General features: G+C 63.6%; 21 protein-coding genes and 1 other annotated feature. Of the genes, 6 read left to right on the forward strand and 15 right to left on the reverse strand.

The annotated features are described in order from the left end of the window. Nucleotides 1-42: 42 nt before the first annotated feature. The 10 genes from ACSQ4M_RS27150 to ACSQ4M_RS27195 form a co-directional block, all read right to left on the reverse strand. Nucleotides 43-1,268 (reverse strand): IS3 family transposase gene (locus ACSQ4M_RS27150; protein WP_157086564.1). Its coding sequence is split into 2 segments (ribosomal slippage): nt 43-980 and nt 980-1,268, totalling 1,227 coding nucleotides; the frame shifts between segments, so codons are not numbered across the junction. Continuing rightward, nucleotides 874-990: a sequence feature (AL1L pseudoknot), on the reverse strand. It overlaps the preceding gene by 117 nt. 97 nt (nt 1,269-1,365) lie before the next feature. Then, nucleotides 1,366-2,088, reverse strand: coding sequence for a PEP-CTERM sorting domain-containing protein (locus ACSQ4M_RS27155; RefSeq protein ID WP_436192504.1), 723 nt, complete (start codon nt 2,086-2,088; stop codon nt 1,366-1,368). 191 nt (nt 2,089-2,279) lie between these two features. Next, nucleotides 2,280-2,516, reverse strand: coding sequence for a hypothetical protein (locus tag ACSQ4M_RS27160; protein ID WP_436192505.1), 237 nt, complete (start codon nt 2,514-2,516; stop codon nt 2,280-2,282). Nucleotides 2,517-2,763: 247 nt separating this feature from the next. Then, nucleotides 2,764-3,357, reverse strand: a complete 594-nt coding sequence (locus tag ACSQ4M_RS27165) for a hypothetical protein (protein ID WP_436192506.1) — start codon at nt 3,355-3,357, stop codon at nt 2,764-2,766. A 1-nt stretch (nt 3,358) separates the two neighbouring features. Beyond that, nucleotides 3,359-3,775: a hypothetical protein gene (locus ACSQ4M_RS27170; RefSeq protein ID WP_436192507.1), complete on the reverse strand. Its 417-nt coding sequence runs from the start codon at nt 3,773-3,775 to the stop codon at nt 3,359-3,361. Between the two features lie 342 nt (nt 3,776-4,117). After that, a complete protein-coding gene (locus ACSQ4M_RS27175; RefSeq protein ID WP_436192508.1) occupies nt 4,118-4,702 on the reverse strand; it encodes a toprim domain-containing protein in 585 nt (194 codons plus the stop codon). A gap of 57 nt (nt 4,703-4,759) precedes the next feature. Further along, complete coding sequence (locus ACSQ4M_RS27180; protein WP_436192509.1) at nt 4,760-5,011, reverse strand: hypothetical protein; 252 nt, start codon at nt 5,009-5,011, stop codon at nt 4,760-4,762. Continuing rightward, entirely contained in the window at nt 5,008-6,552 is a 1,545-nt protein-coding gene (locus tag ACSQ4M_RS27185; RefSeq protein ID WP_436192510.1) for a DEAD/DEAH box helicase, read from the reverse strand. The genes ACSQ4M_RS27180 and ACSQ4M_RS27185 overlap by 4 nt, the downstream gene beginning before the upstream one ends. Continuing rightward, nucleotides 6,552-7,457: a ParB/RepB/Spo0J family partition protein gene (locus ACSQ4M_RS27190; protein ID WP_436192511.1), complete on the reverse strand. Its 906-nt coding sequence runs from the start codon at nt 7,455-7,457 to the stop codon at nt 6,552-6,554. Before ACSQ4M_RS27190 ends, ACSQ4M_RS27185 begins: the two co-directional genes overlap by 1 nt. Continuing rightward, entirely contained in the window at nt 7,454-7,975 is a 522-nt protein-coding gene (locus tag ACSQ4M_RS27195; RefSeq protein WP_436192512.1) for a phage regulatory CII family protein, read from the reverse strand. Before ACSQ4M_RS27195 ends, ACSQ4M_RS27190 begins: the two co-directional genes overlap by 4 nt. A 108-nt stretch (nt 7,976-8,083) precedes the next feature. On the opposite strand from ACSQ4M_RS27195, the gene ACSQ4M_RS27200 reads away from it, so the two are divergent. Continuing rightward, entirely contained in the window at nt 8,084-8,302 is a 219-nt protein-coding gene (locus ACSQ4M_RS27200; protein WP_436192513.1) for a hypothetical protein, read from the forward strand. 6 nt (nt 8,303-8,308) lie between these two features. Here the strand turns inward: ACSQ4M_RS27200 and ACSQ4M_RS27205 are convergent, their stop codons facing one another. After that, nucleotides 8,309-8,521, reverse strand: a complete 213-nt coding sequence (locus tag ACSQ4M_RS27205) for a hypothetical protein (RefSeq protein WP_436192514.1) — start codon at nt 8,519-8,521, stop codon at nt 8,309-8,311. Nucleotides 8,522-8,609: 88 nt separating this feature from the next. On the opposite strand from ACSQ4M_RS27205, the gene ACSQ4M_RS27210 reads away from it, so the two are divergent. The 4 genes from ACSQ4M_RS27210 to ACSQ4M_RS27225 all read left to right on the forward strand — a co-directional run bounded on the left by ACSQ4M_RS27210 (nt 8,610) and on the right by ACSQ4M_RS27225 (nt 11,157). Beyond that, nucleotides 8,610-9,050: a hypothetical protein gene (locus tag ACSQ4M_RS27210; protein ID WP_436192515.1), complete on the forward strand. Its 441-nt coding sequence runs from the start codon at nt 8,610-8,612 to the stop codon at nt 9,048-9,050. A gap of 261 nt (nt 9,051-9,311) precedes the next feature. Next, on the forward strand, nt 9,312-9,992 hold the full coding sequence (locus ACSQ4M_RS27215) for a PEP-CTERM sorting domain-containing protein (protein ID WP_436192516.1): 681 nt from the start codon (nt 9,312-9,314) through the stop codon (nt 9,990-9,992). 2 nt (nt 9,993-9,994) lie between these two features. Beyond that, nucleotides 9,995-10,243, forward strand: a complete 249-nt coding sequence (locus tag ACSQ4M_RS27220; RefSeq protein ID WP_436192517.1) for a hypothetical protein — start codon at nt 9,995-9,997, stop codon at nt 10,241-10,243. Then, the gene (locus tag ACSQ4M_RS27225) at nt 10,240-11,157 is read left to right on the forward strand and encodes a hypothetical protein (RefSeq protein WP_436192518.1); all 918 of its coding nucleotides are present in this window, start codon (nt 10,240-10,242) and stop codon (nt 11,155-11,157) included. Before ACSQ4M_RS27220 ends, ACSQ4M_RS27225 begins: the two co-directional genes overlap by 4 nt. Before the next feature lie 43 nt (nt 11,158-11,200). Here the strand turns inward: ACSQ4M_RS27225 and ACSQ4M_RS27230 are convergent, their stop codons facing one another. Beyond that, a complete protein-coding gene (locus ACSQ4M_RS27230; RefSeq protein WP_436192519.1) occupies nt 11,201-11,398 on the reverse strand; it encodes a hypothetical protein in 198 nt (65 codons plus the stop codon). 139 nt (nt 11,399-11,537) lie between these two features. Here ACSQ4M_RS27230 and ACSQ4M_RS27235 point away from each other — a divergent pair, with 139 nt between their 5' ends. Next, nucleotides 11,538-11,804, forward strand: coding sequence for a hypothetical protein (locus tag ACSQ4M_RS27235; protein WP_436192520.1), 267 nt, complete (start codon nt 11,538-11,540; stop codon nt 11,802-11,804). 10 nt (nt 11,805-11,814) lie between these two features. On the opposite strand, the gene ACSQ4M_RS27240 is transcribed toward ACSQ4M_RS27235, so the two are convergent. Genes ACSQ4M_RS27240 through ACSQ4M_RS27250 form a run of 3 tightly spaced genes read right to left on the reverse strand, consistent with a single transcriptional unit; the run spans nt 11,815 to nt 12,653 of the window. Beyond that, complete coding sequence (locus ACSQ4M_RS27240; protein WP_436192521.1) at nt 11,815-12,087, reverse strand: BrnA antitoxin family protein; 273 nt, start codon at nt 12,085-12,087, stop codon at nt 11,815-11,817. Further along, entirely contained in the window at nt 12,047-12,319 is a 273-nt protein-coding gene (locus tag ACSQ4M_RS27245; protein WP_436192522.1) for a BrnT family toxin, read from the reverse strand. The genes ACSQ4M_RS27240 and ACSQ4M_RS27245 overlap by 41 nt, the downstream gene beginning before the upstream one ends. 1 nt (nt 12,320) lies before the next feature. After that, the gene (locus ACSQ4M_RS27250; protein WP_436192523.1) at nt 12,321-12,653 is read right to left on the reverse strand and encodes a hypothetical protein; all 333 of its coding nucleotides are present in this window, start codon (nt 12,651-12,653) and stop codon (nt 12,321-12,323) included. Nucleotides 12,654-12,661: the final 8 nt, after the last annotated feature.

Genomic DNA, 12,661 nt, shown 5'->3' on the forward strand with positions numbered 1-12,661 from the left:
AAATGAACCGCCCCGGAATTCGCGGAGGCCCGTTGGCTTGAGTCAGGCCGACATGGCCTGCTGCTCAAGAGTTCGATAGTAGTTGGCCTCGAACTCGGCCGGTGGCACGTACCCGATGGGTTCGAGCAGGCGCTGGTGGTTGAACCAGGCCACCCATTGCAGCGTCGCCAGCTCTACCGATTCCTTGGTCTTCCACGCACTGCGCCGATGGATGACTTCGGCCTTGTACAGCCCATTGATGGTCTCGGCCAGCGCGTTGTCGTAGGAGTCGCCCTTGCTGCCCACGGAGGGCTCGATGCCGGCCTCGGCAAGCCGTTCGGTGTAGCGGATGCTGACGTACTGCGATCCGCGGTCGGAGTGGCACACAAGGGCATCTTCGCGCTGCGGACGACGGTCGTACAGCGCCTGCTCCAGTGCGCCCAACACGAAGTCCGTCCGCATGGAGCTGCTCGTGCGCCAGCCCACGATGCGCCGCGCAAACACGTCCACGACGAAGGCCACGTACAGCCAGCCTTGCCAGGTGGACACGTACGTGAAGTCCGACACCCAAAGCTGGTTGGGCCGCTGCGCGTTGAACTGGCGATTGACCCGGTCCAGCGGGCAAGGCGCTTTGGCGTCGCTGATCGTGGTGCGTGCGGCCTTGCCACGCATCACGCCGCGCAGACCCATGTGGCGCATGAGTCGTTCCACGGTGCAGCGGGCCACCGTGACGCCCTCGCGCTGCAACTGGTGCCAGACCTTGTCGGCGCCGTAGACCCGCAGGTTCGATTGCCACACGCGCTCGATCTGCGGCATCAGCACCGCATCGCGTTTCGCGCGGGCGCACAGCAGCTCGGGGTGGCGCTGGCGGGCCGCATGGCGCCGGTACGCCGACGGGGCGACCTGCAGTGCCCTGCAGATCGGCTCGACCCCGTGCGCGGCGCGATGCGCGTCGATGAACGCCTTCACGACTTCAGCCGGCGGTCGAGCTCCGCCTGGGCGAAAAACGCGCTGGCCAGCTTCAGGATCTCGTTGGCCTTGCGCAGCTCGCGGTTCTCCCTTTCAAGCTCCTTCATGCGCTGCGTCTGCGTCGTGGTCACGCCCTCGCGCTGGCCCGTGTCACGCTCTTGTTGGCGCACCCAGTTCAGCAGCGTCTGCGGCGTGCTGCCGATCTTGCCGGCAATCGACACCACCGCCGCCCACTGCGACTCGTACTCACCGCGGTGCTCGAACACCATGCGCACGGCGCGCTCGCGTACCTCGGGCGAAAACTTCACTGACTTCCTCATGGCTCCATCCTCTCAAAAGTTGGAGCCTCCTCAAAATACGGGGCGGTTCAGAAACGCGAAAACCCGCCGAAGCGGGTTCAACAACAGACTGCGTTGATCAGGCTGTCTTACGTCGGCGTGCTGCTGCCGCACCAACCAGACCCAAACCAATCAGCGCCAATGATCCTGGCTCTGGCACGTCCGAACCCGAGTCATCCACGCGGGACCAAGAAGTCAGATTTCCGGAAAACTCGAATCCTACCCATCGGCAGCCATAAGAACTTTCCCAGTCAGCTGCCGACGATTGAAAACATCCGTAATCGGTACTGCGGAAGGTGAACCAAGCTTCATCCACTCCGGGTATGGACAGAGGATCCGAAAAAACGTCGTACGAATACGATTGCAGCAGAAACTGCCGCATGCGGCTGCCGTAAAAGCCCGGACCGTCATCGGCAGGGCCGTAGCCTTCCCACTGGGTTCCTTCATAGTAGAACTTGGACGTGGCGTAAGGATCGATGCCGTTTGTATGGATGAAGGTGCCCGATTCCGCCGGCCACGCATGATCCATGGCGAACGTCTCACCGCCAATGGTGACCGACCAGTCCACCATCGCCTGATACAGCCACCCGGGTCCCAACGGGACGTATTCCGGCTCCCGCTCCCGCGCCTTCGAAAGATCGATCGTGTAAGTGCCGCTGAAGGCACCTGCCCTCCACGCGACAGGCAATCCTGGATCGATATCTGGCGACACCCCAGTGAAGCGATACGTGACGGGAGCTGCAGTTGCAGCTATAGCCGCGGAAAAAACGATGGCCGCAATCAGCGGTTTAACGAGATTCATCGATCTGCCGAACAGTTGTAAACAAATGTTCAAGCAATCGCTATGCCAGCCAAGAGCGCGCGCCCGCTTGTGTAGGACAAGGCCTTGTGAGGACTTGGCGTTGTAAAAAAAGCCGACTCTCACGAACCTTCGTTTCACATGGCACAAACGACAAAGCCCTCCGCATGGGAGGGCCTGTGCAACGCGGGAAGCTACTTCTGCTGGTTGGGCGATGGCTGCTGGCCCTGCTGCCCGCCAGGCCGCTTCTGGTTCGGGTCCATCTGCTGCTGACCGGGCTGCTGGCTGTTCTGGCCTGCTTGGTTGCCCTGATTCGGCATCTGCTGGCCCTTGTTGTCCATGCCGCTGGTGCTGGGGTTCGTCGCACTCTGCTGCGTCTGGGGCGACTGCGGGTTGGAGTTCTGGCCCTGGCTCTGATTCGGTTGCGTCATCTCAAGTCTCCTGTGTTGCGTGAACCGGCTGGCCCACGTCGCCCACAGTAAGAATGTCGCGCGGCGCGAAATGTCATGCAGAACCGCTCGTCCATGTGGGAGTCCACCCACACGACAGCGGAAAGCAAAAGGCCCCCAGTGATGGAGGCCTCGAATTTACCGAGCGCTGCATCTTCAGACACCGCCGCCTCCAACATGGATGGGCGACCCTGGGTATGCGTTTGCGCTCAGTCGTTGGGGTCGCATGCTAGCGACTTCGTTCAGGCGCGTCTAGCTCTTGCGGAAGAGCCGAATTCCTTGCCGTGCGCAGCGCCGCCCGCCTTCGCGAGTCGGCGGCTCGCGCCTGCCTCGTGTTCTCGGCGTTCGGCACGATCTCCACATTGCTGGCCGAGTACGGGCCCTGGTCTCCGAACCTGGACATGCAGTACTGGTCTCGAAGAACGCCACGTCTGTGCCAGTGCCCCGACTCCTTCCAGATGGCCCACCACTGGCCGCGGGTCAACTCCCACGGTATGCCACGCTTGTGTGCGTTCGCTCGCTGCACGCTGTAGGCGGCGCCTGCGCCTGCCTCCTTCATCTCGCGCTTGGTCTCGATGTTGCAGCCCCATCGTTCCATGCGTGCGGCGTCTTCGGCATCCGCCCGCATCGCACTGAGCTCTGAACGTTTGGCTGCCTGGACGCGGCGATACAACCCGTCAAGCCCCAACGCATCGAGCTTTTGGCAGATGCGTTGGCGGGACACCCCGCGCTGATCTGCGAGGGCCTGCGCCGTTGCCCCGGACAAGATGAGCGGCTCCCATTCCAGCCGCTCCAGCGCACGCTTCTCCGCCCATGCACCCATGTCACACCCCGCGGTTGATCAGCATCTGCCGGCCGTCACGCACCAGCCGGGCCAGGCCCTCCATCGTCGTACCCAGCGCTTGGCACGCACGCTTCGGGCTCACGGGCTTGACGTAGTGCCAATTGATCGCCGTGCGGTTCGATTGCGGCAGCGCGGCCACCGCCTTGGCCATCTTCACGGCGTCGGCCGTGTCCAGCACATCCGAGATTTGGTAGGCCATGTCCGCACGCACGCGAGGCGGTGGCGGAACCATGCGGAACATGGGCGAGGTCATCGGGGCCGTCGTGCCGTTGCACCAGCGCGCCCAGTTGGCCAAGCGGCGATCCATGACCCGCTGATGCGGCTCGACGGCGTGGAAGTCGATGGGTGCGCGGCTGCGGCGTTCTGTGGCTTGGATTCGTTCTGCAATCGCGGTCATGGCTTCCTTTGGTCTAACAACGTGGTCAAGAAGGGGAAGAACAAGGGTCAGTTCTCATAGGCAAGGCTGAAGACCCGGTGGACTGCGCATACCACCCCTTACCCAGGGGGAGACCTGGGAGGCGTGGCATGCGCATGAGGCAGTGGCAGTTAGCCCAGCGTTCAGCGCCCTGGTGGTGGCCGATGCGCCCCACCAGGTAGCCCAGACTTACAGCCCCGCATCGGGACCCTGCGCACGCTCTAGACAATCCACCCACGTTTCGGCTTTGCACATTCCGGGTAGCCGAGGTCTTGGCCCTTGCCCCCGCGTATCGAGCCGCTGGCAAGGGTTGCGAGGCTCGCCCTAGGGCATGGCCACCTCCTGCGTCCGAACGCGCATCAGGAGGCCGCAGACCGCCAGCAGGCCGGCACGGACGTGCATGTCGTTGGCGTCCTCGCCGAGCTGTGGGCTCAAGCAATACGGCAGGCCAGTAGCCTGGGCTGCGCGCTCCCCTGCCCCGCTCTTGTCGTTGTCGGCGAACACGTAGCGCCGGCCCTTCGTGATCTGGGCGGCCACCAGCACCATGTTGGAGTCGCTGAAGCAGACCAGAACCGCGGCGTTGAGCCGCATCTGGCGCGCAGCCGCCTCTATGGACAGGCCGGTCGCGTATCCCTCGCAGAAGATCGTCTCCATGGCGCGCGGCGAGCCGAGGCGCAGCACGACACCCTGGGCCCGCATGCCATAGGTCATCTTCTTGACCCAGCGCATCACGCCGGGCTCCTCCTCGGTGTCGGTCCAGCGGATGACCTGGGCGCCGCGCAGCTCGTTGGTCTTCCAGTCGCGCATAGGCACCAGCAACCCGCCATCGGGCAGAACCAGGCCTTCCGCGTTCGGGAAGCCCTTGCGGTACAGGTAGTCGTGATGGTGCGGGTGCGTCTCGCGCAGCATCTCCGCGGCGCGATGGGCCGCACGTTGCTGAAGGCGCTGCTGGTCCTCGCGCGCGGCCTAGCGCTTGGCCTGCCATGCGCGCTTCTCTTCCTCCGTCCAGGGCTTGGCGTTCGGGTCGTTGAACCAGTGCGTGCGCTTCTCGCCATCCCAGGCGAAGACCCAGCCGCGCTGCCCATCCCAGAAGTACGCGCCGTTGGTGCTCTTCGGGTGCTCGACCGTGGGGCAGCGCTTGACCTTCTCGCTCGGGTTGAACTTGGAGGGGTTGATCTCCAGCCCGTGCGCCCGCGCGAAGTTGATGAAGTCCATCATGTGGCGGCGGCCTCCGCGCGGCGACGATGCCTTTCAGCGATCTGCCTGGCCTTGCGCTTGCCGTTCAGGCCGGCCGTCAGCGCCTCGGGCACTTCCACATGGCGGGCGTCATCGAAGCGCGGGAAGCGTGGGGGCTCGCGGCCTGTCAGTTCCTTGAACTGCATGCACGCATAGCCCGGCTTCTTCTGCACCCAGGAGGTTTCGCGCGCGAAGCTGCACAGCTGCAGCCACAGGTCGGCATCGCTGCTCTTGAGCTTGTGCTTGCCGATGCTGATCTCCTGCATCACGCCGGCCTCATGCGAGATCAGCGAGCGATTGGCGATCTCGTGGCCGCAGGACATGCAGCGTTGGCGGAACGGCTTGTAGCCGCACTTCGGGCAGCCCTTGCGCTCGCGCTCGTCCTGGTCGTCGGAGCGGACCTTCTTGTCCAACGCCTCGCCCATGTCCAGGGTCTTCAGGCCGTTGAAGAAGATCTCGGTGTAGTCCTCGGCGAAGCGGGTGATGTTGCCGCTGTGGTCCAGCAGGATGCAGTCGGCCTTTCCGGTGTCCGGCGACGAGCGCAAGCCGCGGCCCCACATCTGAATGGCCGTGGACAGCGACTTGCGCAGCGGCCGGCAGTCCACCACGCAGCCAACGTCCTGCACGTCGAAGCCCTTGGCCAGGGCCTCCACGCTGATCAGGATGCGGATCATGGAGTCGGGCTTGGAGAACTCCTTGACCAGGTCATCGCGGACAGCCTTGGGCGTGTCCTGGGTGAAGGTGGCGGCGTAGACGCCCACCTCGCTGAAGCGGCGGCAAAGCTCCTCGCAGTGCGCGATGGTGGAGCCGAACACGATGGTCTTGCGGCCCTCGGCATGGCGCAGCCATTCGGCCACCACGTCGCCGATGATCTCCATGCCGCGCTCTTCAGCAGCTGCATGCGTCCATTCACCGTCGCTGCCGATCTTGGCGCCGGCCATGTCTGGGCGGCGGGCCGACAGCACACGCATGGGCACCAGAATGCCCTCCTGCGTGAGCTGGTGCATCGTGGTGTTGCTGATCAGGTTCGTGAAGATCTTGCCCAGGCCGCGCGAGAACGGCGTCGCCGACAGACCGAAGACGCGCGCCTCGCTCTCCATTGCGAACTTCACCCAGGCCTCGCGCTGCGTGTGCGCTTCGTCCACGATGACCACGTCCAGCGCCTTCGGCCAACCGCGGCTCTCGATGCTCTGGATGCTGGCGATCTGGAACGGCCGGCTCCAGTCCTGCCGCGGGTGGTCGCCCTGGATCACGCCGTGATCGCGCAGGCCGTACTCATCGGCGCGGGCGCTGGTCTGGTCGATGAGGGTGATGCGGTCACAGATGAACGCCACGCGCTTGCCGGCCTTCAGCGCCTTGTGACACAGGCGCAGGCCCAGGTACGTTTTGCCGGCACCGGTGGGCGCCATAACCATCTGGTTCTTGTGGCCCTCCAGTAGGCCCTCGGCCACCAGCTTCATGGCGTCGGCCTGGAACGGACGGGGCGGCTTGAAGCCGGCGGGTGCTGTCTCGAAGAGCTCCATCACGCGCTTGCCTTCTCGGCCCTGGTCTTCCAGAACTTCACCGACCTCGTCAGCTCGCTGATCTCGTTCAGCATGCTGTCGATGCGAGCCTGCAGGCCCTGCGCCAACTTGCGGTACTTCGACGCCTCCGCCACCGCGGCGGCCAGCTTGTCCTCGGCGCCGACCACGGCAGCCAAGGTGTTCGCGTCTTCCTGTGCGCCGGCCAGTTGCTCGCGCAGCGCTGCGTTCTCCTCCTCGAGCAGGTGCTGGCGGTCTTCCGCTTCGGTCTTCGCCTGGGTGGCCTGCGCAGCCTTGATCTCGGCGTTCACCAGCTTCACGGCCGGCACCTTCTTGGGCTTGCCCCTGTACTTGGCGGCCTTGTTCATCGGGGCCTTGATCGCCTCGGCCTGCTGCTCGGTCGGCAGCTGTGCGATTGCTGCTGCCTTCGGCAGGCCAATCTCGCCGCTCTCCACCGCTTGCACCACCTGAGGCGCTGCAGTCCGCTCGACAGCGCGGAATTGCTCTACTGATCGCACGCCGACCCCCAGCTTTTCTGCCATCTGTTTGCTGGTGATCAGAGGGTCCGCACTGAGTGCGGACCCATGCTGGTTCCGGCCAACTGGAGCCCACGCGAACACCTTGCTCGCCGCGGCGATCAGTTGCGCTTGCGTGATGTGCCGGCGGGCCTTGTTCTGTGCCAGGACGAAGTCGCGCGGGTCGTCCTCAGGGTCAAGTTCCTGCGTCGGACAGGGCATGCCCAGTTCTTGCGCTGCCTGATAGCGATTCCAGCCATCCAGGACCATGCCGTCATAGATGGTGATGGCGTTCTTGACGCCGAGGTTCTCGATGGAGTCCTTGAGCGCCTGGAACTCATCGGCCGACATGGCCGGGAATGCCGCGCTCAGCGGATGCTGCTGGTACGTCATGCAGCCTCCCGGACCGCAAGATCAACCACCGCACGGCGGCGTTGGCCCTCGGGTTTGCCGGCGTCATGCGCGGCCTGCAGGTGCGCGAACAGCGCAGCCTGGGCTGCCATCGACTCGGCGAATTCCTTGGTGATGCGCACCATGTCCGCGTCCTTGATGCCCTTGGCGTCAGCCTTGGCGGCGGCCTCGGCCAGGAACTCGCCGAACTCCTTGGCGGACGCAGCGATGCGGCAGGCATCGGCCGTGCTCATGCTGGCGGTCGATTCGATCGGCACCAGCGCGTAGCCCAATTGCATGGCCATGGCTTGCAGTGGCGAGTGATCGCCTGTCAGGCTGCAGATCTGCACGAACTCCTCCGGGCTGCAGTGCGCGGTCGGATAGTTCGGGTTGACCTTGTGGCTCAGGCTCGTGGCCGACATCTCCATGAATGGGGCCAGACCAGCTGCACCGTTGGAATCCTCGGGCGTGGGGCCGCGGAAGCGGCGCACAGCGTTGTAGAGCAGCGCGGTGATGTTCATGGCTGGTCCCGTGGCAGATCGGGCGCGGAAATGACAGTGACTTCGCCTGGGCCGCTGGGCACACTGGCGCCAATGACCTCACCAGAAAGACCAGACAGGTTCGACCCCGTGGCAGCCATGCCGCATGCAGACGGCACGCTCGTGATCAACGGGTCGGTGACGCTGCGCGTGCATGCGCAGCCAGGCATCCCAGAGCACAGGCTGCTGTCCGTCATGACGGCCCGCGTCGTCGGCGGGAAGTTGCTGATGAAGTTCACGTCGGTGCGGCTGCCCGACCGGAACGAGCAGTTCGACGCGCGACTACGGCGCCAGCGAATGCAGCGCTGATCGGCTCTACGCATGGACGCGCTCCACTTCAGGCTGCAGGTCCACGTGCCGAAGAAAGATGTGCGGATGGTCCAGCTTCACACGAGGCGGGATGCCGCGCTTCAACCAGTTCTGCACACGCTGTGGGCGACCGTATCCCAGCAGGCTTGCCACCTTTGTAGCCCCACCGAGACGCCGGATCAGGGCGACGTCAGCTTGAACTTGGAGATCGGTCGTCATGTCATGGCGTTTAAAAGAACACGGTGTGTACTATAAACAAGTTCGCTATGTTTAACAACGCCGCGTTTCGGCGGGCGACAATCCACCAGTGCTGCACGCATCGAAAAACGTCCACCCGTCCTTCGTTCGCCTCTTGGAAGGAGTCATGTCGCTTGGCGTGACGAACTCAAGCATGCTTGCAACGGAGCTCGGCGAGTCGCCCCAAACCATTACCAATTGGGCAAGGCGCGGCGTGTCGAAGGCAGGAGCACTGAACGCTCAGGGCAGGTATGGCATCTCGGCCACATGGGTCATCACCGGAGAAGGGGCCCCTCTTGCCGCGCAGTCGGATGCGGAAGTTGACCCGGCTCTGGTGCAGCGCTACTCAGCACCGTCAGTCACTAAGGCCCTTGAGGTGATCGCCGCGGCTGCGGAGAAGGCGGACCCGGGCGAGCGTGCAAGCATTGCCGGGCTTTTGAGAGAGCTTGTGCAGGACCCGAAGCGCAACGCCGCGGATCTCATTCCCGTTCTTGCGCGGCGGCTGTCGTAGCGTTTAGATCGAAGGCCGAGGAGGTCGTCTACAAGTTCACTGCGTTTGGGAAAGCGCAGCGGCTCACCTGCGCCGGTCGGGCGGAGATCGCGTTCGGGCAGTGCTGCACGTACTGCTGATGCAATAGCCCGGAGCTAGCTTCTTCCCCACAAAGGGGGATGTATGCATGGCATGTCTGTTACATGCAGACACATGCGTGAGATGATGTTGCGGCGCAATACCCCTGCGTCACACATTCCGTCCACCCGAACCCCTAGCTGTATGTTTAAACGCACCGCCCTCGCGCTTGCCGCGACCTTCGTTCTTGGGAGCGCCAGTGCTGGCGTCGTATGGAACACCGGCCCCGAGATTGGCATTGCCAACTACGCCACCTACCGCCTGCTTGCCGACGACTTTTCCTTCAGCAAGGCGACCACCGTGACAGGTGCTGAACTCAGCGTGATCGGCATCAACAACTTCTCTCGCTGGGACGGTACTGTCGAGTACTACATCTTCACGGACAACGCAGGCCGCCCCGGCACGGCAGCGCTCCATGGCAAGGGGCAGAACATCTCGATCACCGAAGGGGGCTTTTACTGGCCTGGGCTTGGCACGTCGAAGCGACTGTCCTTCGACTTCGAGAGCAGCCTGAGCGCTCTTGCGTCCACCACCTACTGGCTGGGTATCCATCTGCAGAAGGACTACGAAGTCAGCTTCAATGACTCCGGCTATCTGAATGCCCTGTGGATGTACTCGTCTTACGACGTTGGCAATGCCGCGACGGCTCATCTCGGCGACCAATCGGCGTGGGCTGACTATGTGCCCACCGGCACCTTCTCGTTCTCCCTGCGAGACAACGAAATTTCGGCAGTTCCTGAGCCCTCCCCTGTCACCCTCATTGGCGCCGGCCTGGCTGGGCTGCTTTGGATGCGCCGACGCAAGGACACGCGCGAACAGGCCTGAGCGTGGCCGCCCCACCCCGCCTGCAGTACACCAGCGTCCGCACGCGGGTGGTGGATGGCCAGGTGGTGATCGGGCTCAAGCACACGGGCAAGGACGGGGAAGGCGCACAGGTCAAGCTGCCTTGGATCGAGCCGCCCGAGGATCTGGCGCGGCTGATCAACACACTGCAGCAGGTGATGGACGGGGTTGGGCCAGGGCCTGAGGAAATAGGGTCCAGCGGGAGCCCGAGCACACGGGGAAAACTAGAATGACCGACATGAGCGCGAGCGTGCATTTCTCCATCAAGTACGACGGACCAGCCCTGGTCACGCATCAGATGGATGTGCGCGAGTTGGCCCCTGCCCTGATCGGGCTTTCTGAGCTGTTGGAGCACGCGAACAAGGCTGCTTTCCCTGATGCGGCGCCCGTCCGGATCAACGTGCAGGGCACCTTCAAAGGAGGGTCGTTCGGCGTTGATCTGATCGCCGTGCAGAACATCGGCCAGCAAATCATGTCGATGCTGTCCGGCCCTGGGGCAACATCGGCCGCCAACCTCTTCGGCATCCTCTCTGGGCTGGGCCTATTGGGCGGGGGCGGCCTGATCGGCGTGATCCGGTGGCTGCGCGGGCGAAAGCCAACGGCAATACGCCTTGAAGGCGACTCGGCCGTGTTCGAACTGCAGATGACCGAGTCTGTCGAGACGATGGAGGTCGATCTTGTCGCGGGCCGGCTCTATCAGAGCAAGGTGGTGCGGCAGGCTTTGGCAAAGGTCGTGAAACCCCTGGAGCGCGATGGCATTGACGTGTTCGCGTCAGGCCGCGAAGGCGTTGCTGAGACAGTCATCACGAAGGAGGATGTACCGTCGTTCGAGCAAGCCGCCGCGGATGCTGAAATCGTCTCTGACACGCTCAGCGCCGGGGTACTCCTGCAGCTTGAATCGCCCGTGTTCAAGGACAAGAACAAGTGGCGCTTCAACGACGGCGCGACCTCTTTCTTTGCGGAGCTTGCCGACCCAGAATTCGTGCGGGCTGTTGAGCTTGGCGAGGAGCGCTTCGGCAAGGGCGATGTCCTTGTCGTTGATCTTCGCCGGGTGCAGAGCATTGTGGATGCCGGACTCAGGCTCGAGTACGTGGTGGTGAAGGTGCATGAACACCGAGCCCCCTTGCAACAGTCCTTGATTCCATGACCATCAAGCCGCACCCCGTGCGGCATTGTTCATTCTGGGGTGTCTACGCCCGCTCGATCTTGCGCCAGGCTGCATCGGCACGCAGCTGCTGCCGAGTCGGATCGTCGTTGCGGCACACCCAGCAGCTGCAAGGCGTCGGCGTGTCAATCACTCGGCCTGCGCGCTGGCTGGCGTAGCCCGCCCAGTAGCCCGCCCTGCCCTTCTTCAGGCGCTCGCGGTGGTGGCGTCGTTCGGATCGCATTGATGGATTGTCATCGCGGCGCGTGGTTTCGTCATTCTGGGCATGATCACGGCGCCACCAAGGCACAGTACAGTCCATCCACCCGATGCAATCTCATTCAGAAAGGAGCCCGTGATGTAGTTACTTCGGAAAGAACACTATGTCACGCACTTTCAAGGACCGCCCCTGGCGTCTGCGCTTCCCTCGCTACCTCGGCGCAGAACGTAGGAAAGCGGCGCGCAGCACGGATGTGGAATGGCGGTATTTGCGCCAGGCGCCCGGCTGGTTCATCACCCTGTTCGTGGAATCGCGGCGCCGCGCAGCACTACGAACTTGGCGGTATGTGGTCGCGCGCTGCAATGCGGGCGAATTGGCTGAACTCGACACGCCGCCTCACCCAAAGGTAAAGCGCGAGTACTTTTTGTAGCCCGCCCAACTCAGCCCAACCGGCCGGCCAGAACCAGCGAGGCGCGCAGCATGTCGTTGATCCGCGTCTGCCAGCCGTCACCGGTGGCACGTAGCGCCTCCACGACGTCGGGATCCAGCCGCAGCTTCACCGGCTCCTTGGTCGCTGCAGCCTTTGGCCGGCCGCGCTTGACCAACACCTGATCGCGAAACTCATCGGCGCGCTCGAAGAAGGCATCGTCCAACTCCGGCGCGTCGTCGGGGTCAACCCAGTCTTTGGCCGTAGCGCGCTTGTTCGCGATCATTTGCTTTCCTCATGCTGATGATGCGGCGGGCCTCGCCGCGAGGGGTCCAGACCAACACGACCATGCGGCCATCGAGAAGGCCCATCGTGATGAACCGATCTTCTGCGTAGTCATCGCGCAGGTCTGGAGCCGTGAAGTGGTGTCCGGCAAACACCTCTCCTGCGCGCGCAAAGTCCAAACCTCGCTCGGTCAGCGCACAGGTTCGCTTATCAGGGTCGAATTCGATCTGCACTTTATTTATTGTGCACCCGATAAATTGCAGGTGTCAATCTGTAGAACGCACAACCCGGGTGTACAAGTCCGCATAGCCAGGTCTGCCGCGGCGCCGGCAGGTTCAGGCTGGGCTCCACGCCCTTCAGCAACATGCACCCGTTGCTGATCCGCACGATGACTGCCCTGCGGAGTTCGGCGATCTGCCAGCCGTCCTCCCTGTACAGCCGCGCCACTTGGTTCGCCCTGTCCGCCTTCTCATAGACCATCGTTCCCACGAGCTTGGAGCGCGTCAGCACCTGCCCGTAGTTCAGCGGGCAGCCCTTCTCATGGAGGCGGAAGACGAGCAGACGCATAACTGGAT

It is taken from the genome of Pseudorhodoferax sp. LjRoot39 (assembly GCF_964253035.1).
In the GTDB taxonomy this organism is placed as follows: Bacteria; Pseudomonadota; Gammaproteobacteria; order Burkholderiales; family Burkholderiaceae_C; genus Pseudorhodoferax.